This is a genomic window from Burkholderia sp. BCC1640, from assembly GCF_902833125.1.
Classification (GTDB): Bacteria; Pseudomonadota; Gammaproteobacteria; order Burkholderiales; family Burkholderiaceae; genus Burkholderia; species Burkholderia diffusa.
In genome coordinates this window covers 1-517 of record NZ_CADFEF010000143.1, presented here as the reverse complement: position 1 = coordinate 517, position 517 = coordinate 1, and the positions used below count along the sequence as shown (strand labels likewise).

The 517-nt window shown below is 60.9% G+C and carries 1 protein-coding gene; it reads left to right on the top strand.

The window, feature by feature from the left end; all coding sequences use genetic code 11:
* Positions 1 to 517, top strand: a 517-nt coding sequence (locus tag HWX25_RS32900; RefSeq protein ID WP_175912770.1) for a transposase, incomplete at both ends; no start/stop codon positions are given.

The window sequence follows — 517 nt, the reverse complement described above, 5'->3', positions numbered from 1 at the left end:
TCGTCCGCCTGACAATTGGCATGGCGAATCGCGCAGTAATGAAACGCACGAATCGAAGAGCGACGGTGAGAGCCGGCTCTATCGCAAGAGCAATGCCGCGCCAGCCTTGCCGAGTTACCTGGGCCATGTGCTGACGGATAACCGGCACGGTCTGGTCGTGAACGTTCAGGCCAGCGAGGCGAATGGCCGAGCGGAACGCAGAGTGGCGACGGACATGCTGCGCGATGTGTCGGGTTCGGACGTGCGTATTACGGTGGGCGCAGACAAGGCGTACGACACGCGTGGATTTGTGAAGGCCTGTCGCGAATACAACGTGACGCCGCACGTCGCACGCAACACGAAGCGCACCGGCGGAAGTGCAATCGATGGTCGGACGACGCGGCATCTCGGTTACGCACTGAGCCAGCGCAAACGGAAATGCATCGAAGAGTGCTTCGGCTGGGGCAAACGGATCGGGCCGATCCGGCAGGTGATGGTGAGAGGCTTGGAGAAAGTTGATCAGTTGCTCACGCTGACG